Origin of the sequence: Mesorhizobium sp. M1A.F.Ca.IN.022.07.1.1 (assembly GCF_003997575.1) — a bacterium.
GTDB lineage: Bacteria > Pseudomonadota > Alphaproteobacteria > Rhizobiales > Rhizobiaceae > Mesorhizobium.
This window is the reverse complement of the sequence record NZ_RZST01000228.1, coordinates 1-9,622: the sequence shown is the minus strand read 5'-3', so window position 1 is coordinate 9,622 and position 9,622 is coordinate 1. Positions and strand designations below refer to the sequence as shown.

The window sequence follows — 9,622 nt, the reverse complement described above, 5'->3', positions numbered from 1 at the left end:
CGAGATCACCGGACTGAAGCTCACCGCGACAGGCAAGGCGGATGCCGCCAATCCGGCGGCCGATGTGCAACTGACCGGCAATGTCGCCGGACAGCCGCTGCAGGGCAATGCCGTGCTTGCCACCGCCGCCGGCAAGCGCGCGATCAAGGGCCTCAGCCTTGCACTCGGCGACAACAAGGTTTCGGGCGACCTCGCGCTCGACGACCAGTTCCTGCCGGTTGGCACGCTGACGCTGGCCGTTCCCGATGTCGGCCCGCTGGCGGCGCTAGGCGGCCAGACGGCAACCGGCGATATCAACGGCACGATCGCCTTCGCCAAGGATGGCGCGGCTCCGAACCTCACCATCAATGCGGCCAGCACATCGATCGCGCGCGGCGAAGTGGCGGCGAAAGCGATCACCGTCAATGCGCTGATCGCCAATTATCTCAAGGGACCGGCAATATCGGGCACGATCAAGGCCGACAGCGTCACTTCCGGCAAGACAGTGGTCAGCGGTATCGGCATCGACCTGAGGCGCGACGGCGACTGGACCAATTTTTCCGGCGGCGCGACGGCATCCGGCATTCCGGCCACCGCGACCGGGCGCGTGAAGATCGCCGACGGCAAGACCAGCGTCGAGATCGCGTCCGGCGAAGCGACCCTGCGCGGCATCAAGGCGGCGATCGCCGAGCCGTCGCGCCTCGCAATCGCCAACGGCGTCGCCAGCGTCGAGAAGCTTGCGCTCAATCTCGGCGGCGGCTCGGCGACCATTTCCGGCAGCGCCGGCCAGATCCTCGACCTGACGGCCAATTTCGCCAGCCTGCCTGCGGCGCTCGCCAATGATTTCGTGCCGGGCCTGGATGCCGCCGGAACGCTGGAAGGCACGGCACACCTCACGGGTCCGTCGGCCAATCCCGATATCGAGTTCGACGCCAAGCTTGCCGGCGCCGAGACCAGCCAGACCCGCCAGGCGGGACTTGGGCCGCTCGATCTGGATGCCGCCGGCAGCTACGGTCTGGCGAGCGGCCTGGCCTTGGACCATGCAACGCTTTCGGGCGACAAGATTTCCGGCAACGCCGCCGGCAGCTTGAATCCGAACGGCGTCAGCGATTTTTCGCTCGATCTGACGTCATCCGGACCCAGCCTGCCGTTGACGATCGGCAGCGCCGAAAGCCCGGTCAAGATCGAGGTCCAGTCATTGTCGGCAAAGATAGCCGGCCAAAGCACGCAGGCCCGCCTCGAGGCTTCCGCCATCCTGCCTTCGGTTGCCGCCAGCCAGGTGAATGTGGACGGCCTTGCCGTTGCGCTGCATTCGGATGCGTTCGATCTCAAGGGGCGGGCAGGCCCGGTCTCCGGGACGGTGTCGATCGACAGGATCGGCCTGGACAATCCGATGATCGCGCCGTTGGTTGCCGGCAAGGTTACGGCCGAGGTCAATGGCCGTTTGACGAGCGACGCCGTTGCCGTCAACAGCGGCTCGCTCAAGAGCGATGCGCTCAACAGCCAGGTCGCCGGCCGCATGTCGCTGCGCGACGGCGCCGTCGACCTCAATGTGAACGCCAATGTCGCTTCTTCCGCTTTGCCGGCGGCGGTGCGCGGCATGTTGGGCGAGAGCGCGCAATTGAGCGCCGCGCTGAAACGCGACGCCAACGGCAACGTCAATGTCTCCGGCTTGAAGCTCAACTCGGGCGCGCTGAGCGCCGACGGGCAGGCGAGCCTTGCCGACAAAAAGCTTGCCGCCGACATCAGGGGGGCGTTGAGCGACGTTTCGCTGCTGTCGAAAGACGCCAAGGGCGCCATCGCTTTTGGCCTGAATGCGCAAGGTCCGATTATGGCGCCCGACCTCTCGCTGACGGTGAACAGCGACAGGCTGTCCGTGGCGGCGCGCGAGATCACCGGACTGAAGCTCACCGCGACAGGCAAGGCGGATGCCGCCAATCCGGCGGCCGATGTGCAACTGACCGGCAATGTCGCCGGACAGCCGCTGCAGGGCAATGCCGTGCTTGCCACCGCCAATGGCAAGAGCGCGATCAACGGGCTTCTGCTGTCGCTCGGTCCGAACAAGATCTCCGGCGACCTCGCGCTTGATGAAGCTTTCGTGCCGGTGGGCACCGTGTCGCTCGATCTTCCTGACATCGGGCCGCTGGCGGCGCTTGCGCTGGAAAAGGCGGAAGGCGACGTCCGCGGCACGATCGCCTTCTCGAAGGCCGGCAACGCACCGAACGTCGCCGTCAAGGCAACGACGGCGGCGATCCGGCGCGGCGACCTCTCGGCCAAAAAAGTCGCCATCGACGCCCAGATCGCCAATTACCTTGCAGCACCTGTCATCTCCGGCAAGATCCGCGCCGACAGCGTGACCTCCGGCGGCACTGCCGTTACCAGGATCGATGTCGACCTGAAGCGTGACGGGGACTGGACCGGCTTTTCCGGCGGCGCCACCGTGAAGAACATTCCGGCGAAAGCGGCCGGCCGGGTGAAAGTGGCGAACGGCACGACGACCGTCGAGCTCGCGTCGGGCCAAGCGACGGTGCAAGGCATCAAGGCGGCGATCGCGCAGGCCTCGACCGTGACCATCGCCAACGGCGCGACGACGCTCGACCGGCTGGTGCTCAATCTCGGCGGCGGTACGGCGACGGTGACGGGCAAGGTCACGCAGACGCTCGACATCAACGCCAATCTGGCCAGGGTGCCGGTCTCGCTCGCAAACAGTTTCTCGCCTGGCCTCGATGCGGCAGGCTCGATCTCGGGCACGGTCAAGGTCTCCGGCGCGCCGGCCACTCCGACGGTCGCCTTCAATGTCGATGCCTCGGGCGTGCAGACTTCGCAGACGCGGGGCGCAGGCCTCGGCGGCATGAACGTATCCTCGTCGGGAACCTTTGCCGGCAGCAAGCTTGCCTTCGACGCCAACATCAGCGACGGCGCGGGCCTTGGTCTCAAGGGCGGCGGCACGGTGACGACGGCAGGCGGGCCGACCCTGGCGCTCGATTTCAAAGGCAAGGTGCCGTTTTCCTTCCTTGCCTCGAAACTCGCCGTGCAAGGCCTGGCGCTCAACGGAACCGCCAATGTCGACGTGCAGGTGCGCGGTCCTGTATCCGCGCCGGTGATCAGCGGCAAAGTCACGACGTCGGGCGCCCGTCTCATAGACGCGCGCTCCGGGCTGGCGGTCAACGACATCGGGGCCGACGTCTCGATCGGCGGCGGCGTCGCCAGGATCAATCGCCTGACGGGCACGTTGTCGACGCGCGGCAGCCTTTCGGCGAGCGGCACCGTCGGCATCATGCCGGCGCAAGGTTTTCCGGCCGACCTGTCGATAAAACTCACCGACGCCCGCTACACCGACGGCAGGGTGGTGACCGCCAACCTCGCCGGCGACCTGACCATCAAGGGGCCGCTCGTGTCGGCGCCGGTGATCGCCGGCACCATCAATCTGGCGAGGACGGTCATCACCGTGCCGGACAAGCTGCCCGGCTCGCTCTCGGAGTTGGATGTGAAGCATAAGAACCCGCCGCGCGCGGTGCGCGCGCAGGACAGAGCGCTGAACCCGCCGACATCCAGCAGCGGCGGCAGCAGCGGCAGCGGCCTTGTCCTCGACGTGACGGTCAACGCACCGAATCAGATCTTCATCCAGGGCAGGGGCGTCGACGCCGAGCTAGGCGGCTCGCTGAAGCTGACCGGCCCGGCATCCTCGCCGCAGGCCGTCGGAACCTTCACCTTGCAACGCGGCCGGCTGACGATCCTTGCCAAGCGGCTGACCTTCACCGAGGGCACAGTCGGGTTCCAGGGTTCGCTTGTGCCTTACCTCAACCTGACCGCGACCACGACGACCAGCAGCGCCACCGTCACCATCGTCGTTTCGGGCGAAGCGACCAACCCGAAGTTCAACTTCTCCTCCGCACCGGCGCTGCCTGAGGACGAGGTGCTGGCGCAACTGATCTTCGGCCGCTCGATGTCCAATCTCTCGCCGCTGCAGATCGCCCAGCTTGCCGACGCGGCCGCGCAATTGGCAGGGGCCGGCGGCACGACCTCGCTGCTGGACAATCTACGCAGCGCGATCGGCATCGACGATCTCGACGTGACGACCGACGAGAAGGGGGGCACCGCGGTTTCGGCCGGCAAGTACCTCAACGACCGTACCTATGTGACAATCCAGAAGGGCGACAAACCGGGCTCCGGCAAGGCGACGATCGATCTCAATGTCGGGAGGGGCGTGAAGCTGCGCGGCGAGGCCAACGACGCGGGCGAAGCCAAGGGCGGCGTCTTTTACGAACGCGAATATTGACGGTGTTGCCCGCCCGGCGGGCTGAAGAGGACTTTTGGCGCACGCACGAGGCCCTGTCCGCCGGCAATGTCTTGATTTGATTGCCCTGTTAATTTTTGGAAATGTGCTGTGGACTAACAAATTTGCGTCAAGGCTGTCGCTATCACGCCAACCGGCCCCATTCCAAAGTTGCACATTCCCCACCATGTTCCAATTCCAAACCGGCTTTTGACATCACGGTCTGGATGCGGAATGTTAAAAGGCAGAAAGCCAAACAATGGGAGTCAGTCATGGCAATCTACAAAAGTAACGGTGATCGCGTTCCGGACCACATCCTAGCGATGGCCGAAGCGGCCAAGTCGGGCACGGTGGACCGCCGTGAATTCCTGGCTTTGGCCAGCGTTTTCGGTGCATCGACGGCAATGGCTTACGGCATGCTCGGTCTCGCCGCGCCGACGCCGGCCAAGGCCGAGGACGTGCAGGGCAAGAAGGGCGGCGTGCTGAAGGTCGCCATGTCGATCAAGGATCCCAAGGATCCACGCACCGCCGACTGGTCGGAAATTGCGAACGCCGAGCGCCAGGCGCTCGAGCCGCTGGTGAAGTACACGAAGGAGTACACCTTCGCGCCTTACCTGCTGGCAAGCTGGGATATCAACGACGACGCCACCGAATACACGCTGCATGTGCGGCCAGGCGTCGAATGGAATAACGGCGACAAGTTCGCCGCCGACGACGTGATCTACAATTTCACCCGCTGGGCCGACAAGGCAGCGGAAGGCAACTCGATGCCTGGCCGTCTCGGCAGCCTGGTCGACGACGGCACCAAGAAGCTGCGCGAAGGCTCCGTCGTCAAGGTCGACGACATGACGGTCAAGCTCAAGCTGAGCAAGCCCGACATCGCGATCATCCCGAACATGTGCGATTACCCGGCACTGGTCGTGCACAAGACCTTCGATGAGAAGGGCGCCAACTTCAAGAATTGCCCGATCGGCACCGGCCCGTTCGAGCTTGTCTCCTACGATGTCGGCCAGAAGGTGGTCTACAAGCGCCGCGAGACCGGCAAGTGGTGGCAGGGCGAAGCTTTCCTCGATGGTGTCGAGTTCATCGATTACGGCACCGATCCGGCGGCGACGGTTTCGGCTTTCGAATCCGGCGAAGTCCAGACCAACCACGAAACGACCGCCGACTACATCAAGATCATCGCTGATGTCGGCGCGCCGGTTTCGGAGGTCGTCACGGCCGCCACCGTGGTGTCGCGCTTCAACATCACCCACAAGCCGTATGACAACCAGAAGGTTCGTCAGGCGATGTTGCTTGCGGTCGACAACGCCACGGTGCTGCAGCTCGGCTACGGCAATGCCGGCACCCCGGCTGAAAACCACCATGTCGCGCCGATCCATCCGGAATATGTCAAGCTGCCCGAGGTCAAGCGCGACATCGCCAAGGCCAAGCAGATGCTGACGGAAGCCGGCGTGATCGATTTCGAGCACGAACTGATCAGCAACGACGAAGACTATCACAAGAACACCACGGACGCGATCGCGGCCCAGCTGCGCGAAGCGGGCATCAAGGTGAAGCGCACCGTGCTGCCGAGCTCGACCTTCTGGAACGACTGGACGAAGTATCCGTTCTCGCAAACCAACTGGAACATGCGCCCGCTGGGCATCCAGGTCATCTCCATCGCCTATCGCTCCGGCGAAGCGTGGAACGAGACGGCCTACGCCAATCCCGACTTCGACAAGAAGGTCAACGAGGCGCTCGGCATCGCCGATGCGGAGAAGCGCAAGGTTGTGATGAAGGACATCGAGCAGACCCTGCAGGATTCCGGCATCATCATCCAGCCTTACTGGCGCAAGCTCTACATCAACATCAAGCCCGAGGTGAAGAACCACTCGATGCACCCGACCTATGAGCACGACTTCGGCAAGGTCTGGCTCGAACAGGCGTGATCCTTTTGCGACAAATATGAGGGGCGTCAGCCCCTCTTATTTGCAGCTTCGTCGCCGTTGCGTATTGTGCAACGGTGGCGGAGCCTCACAAGGTATCCGACACAGGGTTGAACCTATCTGACCCCAACCCGGCCGGCAGGGGAGCGCGCATGTTCTCATTCATTGCCAGACGCATCGGCACGATTCTGCTCACGATGCTATGCCTGACGCTGGTCGTCTTCTTTCTCGTCAATCTCGAGCCCAACTTGAAGAAGCTGGCGATCAGCCAGACCGAGATGCACACGTCGGCCGAACAGCTCGAAAGCTGGCTGGTCAATCACGGCTACCGGCAGAACTTCTTTGCGCGCTACGGCCAATGGCTGGGCGTCCTGCCCAAGCAGCCGATCACCGATCCTGCCACCGGCAAGGTGACGCAGCGGTTCTCCTTCTGCAACGACCCAGTCGAGCCGAAATTCTCCGGCGTGCTGCAGGGCGATTTCGGCTGTTCGACCAAGTTCAAGACGACGGTCGCGGCCAAGCTGTTTCCGGCACTCGGCGCCACCGGCATATTGATGTTCTGGGTGCTGGCGGTGATGGTGCCGATCTCGCTGCTCATCGGCATCCTTGCCGGCATGCGCGAAGGCTCGCGAACGGACCGGACCCTGTCGGTGGCCTCCATCGCCTCGACGGCGACGCCCGAATATGTGTCGGGCGTCATCTTCACCGTCATCTTCGCCTCGTGGTTGGGCTGGCTGAACGGCTCGGCGGCATCCGCCAGCCAGGGCATCACCTTCTACAATTTCACCCTGCCGGTGATCACTCTGGCGATCTACGGCACCGGCTATATCGCGCGCATGACACGGGCCTCGATGGTCGAGGTGATGACGCAGCAGTATATCCGCACGGCCCGCCTCAAGGGCCTCTCCTTCGGCAGTGTGGTGATCAAGCACGCGCTACGCAACGCGCTGATCGCGCCTTTCACCGTCATCATGCTGCAGTTCCCGTGGCTGCTCACCGGCGTCGTCATCGTCGAGGTGATGTTCCGCTACCAGGGTTTCGGCTACACGCTGGTCGAGGCCGCCGGCAACAACGACATCGACCTTCTGCTCGGCTGCTCGCTGGTCTCGGTATTCATCGTGCTGATCACCCAACTCATCTCGGATGTCGGCTACGCGTTTCTCAATCCGCGCATCAGAGTTCAATAGGGGGCAGGGCGGATGCAGATCGAATATATCGGTGCCTTCGATGTCGTGCTCGGCGTGCTTTGGCGCTTCTGGCCGGTATGGGTCGCGCTTGTCCTGGTGATGGGCGTTAGCTCTACTTACAAGAAGAAGCTCGGGCTCTACGGCCAGCTCTTTGACAGCGGCGTCGGCATTGCCGGCGTCGGCATCTGCCTGTTCTGGCTGTTCACGGCGATCTTCGCCTCGACCATCTCGCCTTTCGATCCGCTGGCCCAGGTGTCGATCATGAAGGATACGCTGCCCGGCGCGATCGAGCCGACTTCGAAGCTCGTCTACTATTTCGGCGGCGACAAGCTCGCCCGCGACGTGTTCTCGCGCATGGTCTATGGCAGCCAGATCGTGCTGATCATCGCGCCTGCGGCGACCGGTTTTGCGCTGATGGTCGGCATCACGCTCGGCCTGCCGGCCGGTTACTACGGCGGCAAGATCGACACGGTGCTGTCCTTCCTCGCCAATCTGGTGCTGGCCTTCCCGGTGATCCTTTTGTTCTACCTGCTGGTGACGCCAGGCATCATGGACACGCCTATCCCGTACGCCCTGGCGGGGCTGTTCTTCCTGTTCCCGATCATCTTCTTTTGCGTGCTGTTCTGGACCCGCTACAAGAACCGGCCGGACCGGCTCTATATCCTGCTCGGCCTGACGCTCGTCATCGGGGGCTGGATCTATACGGGCCTCGTCTTCGACAAGGATCCGCTGAGGATCGTCCACATCGATCCCAACCAACTCAACATTTTCGTGGCGGTGGTGTTCGCTTCCAGCCCCGGCGTGTTCCGCATCGTGCGCGGGCTGACCATGGATATCAAGACGCGCGACTACGTGGCGGCGGCGCAGACACGCGGTGAATCGCCCTGGTACATCATGCTATGGGAAATCCTGCCCAATGCACGCGGACCGCTGATCGTCGATGCCTGCCTGCGCATCGGCTATACGACGATCCTGCTCGGCACGCTCGGTTATTTCGGCCTGGGGCTGGCGCCCGAGAGTCCCGATTGGGGCACCGCGATCAAGGATGCCAGCCGGCTCTTGCGCTCCTTCATCCACCCGGCGCTGCCGCCGACGATCGCGCTAATGTCGTTCGTGCTGGGCCTGAACCTTTTGGCGGATTCGCTGCGCGAACAGTCGATGAAGGATTGATGGCGGGGCTTCGGGCCCCATCTTCCAGGAAGCAAGGATTGGAGCGACCCATGAACGAGGCAGTTCGAGATCCAGCCAAGACGACCAATGGGCCGATCATCGAGATCGAGAATCTCTCGATCTCCTTCTTTACCCGCAAGGGCGAGATCCCGGCGGTGATGGACTTTTCCTGCACGGTCATGCCCGGCGAGGCGATGGGCATCGTCGGCGAATCCGGCTGCGGCAAGTCGACCGTATCGCTCGGCATCATGCGCGACCTCTCAAACATCGGAAAGATCGTCGGCGGCCGCATCAAGTTCCAGGGCAGGGACATGGGCGAGATGTCCGACGAGGAGCTTCGGGCCATCCGCGGCAACAAGATCGCCATGATCTATCAGGAGCCGATGGCGAGCCTCAATCCGGCGATGAAGGTCGGCCAGCAATTGATGGAAGTGCCGCTGATCCACGACAAGGTCTCGAAGGAAGAGGCCCATAACCGTGCACTGGAGATGGTGCGCGCGGTCAAGCTGCCCGATCCGGAGCGCATGATGCGCTCCTATCCCCACCAGCTTTCGGGCGGCCAGCAGCAGCGCATCGTCATCGCCATGGCGCTGCTGTCGAAACCGGCGCTGCTGCTCCTCGACGAGCCGACGACGGCGCTCGACGTCACCGTCGAGGCCGGCATCGTCGAACTGGTCAAGGGACTGGGCCAGAAGTTCGGCACCTCGATGATCTTCGTGTCGCACAATCTCGGCCTCATTCTCGAGACCTGCGACAAGATCACGGTGATGTATTCCGGCGAGGCCGTCGAGACCGGCAAGATCGAGGACGTGTTCGACCGGATGCGCCACCCCTATACGCAAGGGCTGTTCCGCTCGATTCCGCTGCCCGGCGCCGACAAGAATTCGCGGCCGCTGATCTCCATTCCCGGCCAATTGCCGCTGCCGCATGAGCGGCCGAAGGGATGCAATTTCGGACCCCGCTGTCACCATTTCGTCGAGGGCGTCTGCAATGCCGCCGAAATTCCGATGGTTGCCGTCGAGGGGCATGAGGGCCATTTTTCGCGCTGCGTGCGCTTCAACGAGATCGACTGGGAAGCGCTG

The 9,622-nt window shown here is 63.4% G+C and carries 5 protein-coding genes; all 5 read left to right on the top strand.

What is annotated here, in order from left to right:
• Positions 1–4,258: translocation/assembly module TamB domain-containing protein (locus EOA75_RS22270; RefSeq protein WP_127325165.1), on the top strand; the 4,258-nt coding region annotated here is incomplete at its 5' end.
• A gap of 269 nt (positions 4,259–4,527) precedes the next feature.
• The gene (locus EOA75_RS22265) at positions 4,528–6,186 is read left to right on the top strand and encodes an ABC transporter substrate-binding protein (RefSeq protein ID WP_127325164.1); all 1,659 of its coding nucleotides are present in this window, start codon (positions 4,528–4,530) and stop codon (positions 6,184–6,186) included.
• A gap of 149 nt (positions 6,187–6,335) precedes the next feature.
• Positions 6,336–7,370: an ABC transporter permease gene (locus EOA75_RS22260; protein WP_067328931.1), complete on the top strand. Its 1,035-nt coding sequence runs from the start codon at positions 6,336–6,338 to the stop codon at positions 7,368–7,370.
• A gap of 12 nt (positions 7,371–7,382) precedes the next feature.
• On the top strand, positions 7,383–8,540 hold the full coding sequence (locus tag EOA75_RS22255; RefSeq protein WP_127325163.1) for an ABC transporter permease: 1,158 nt from the start codon (positions 7,383–7,385) through the stop codon (positions 8,538–8,540).
• A gap of 50 nt (positions 8,541–8,590) precedes the next feature.
• Positions 8,591–9,622, top strand: a 1,032-nt coding sequence (locus EOA75_RS22250) for an ABC transporter ATP-binding protein (RefSeq protein ID WP_164747495.1), incomplete at its 3' end; no start/stop codon positions are given.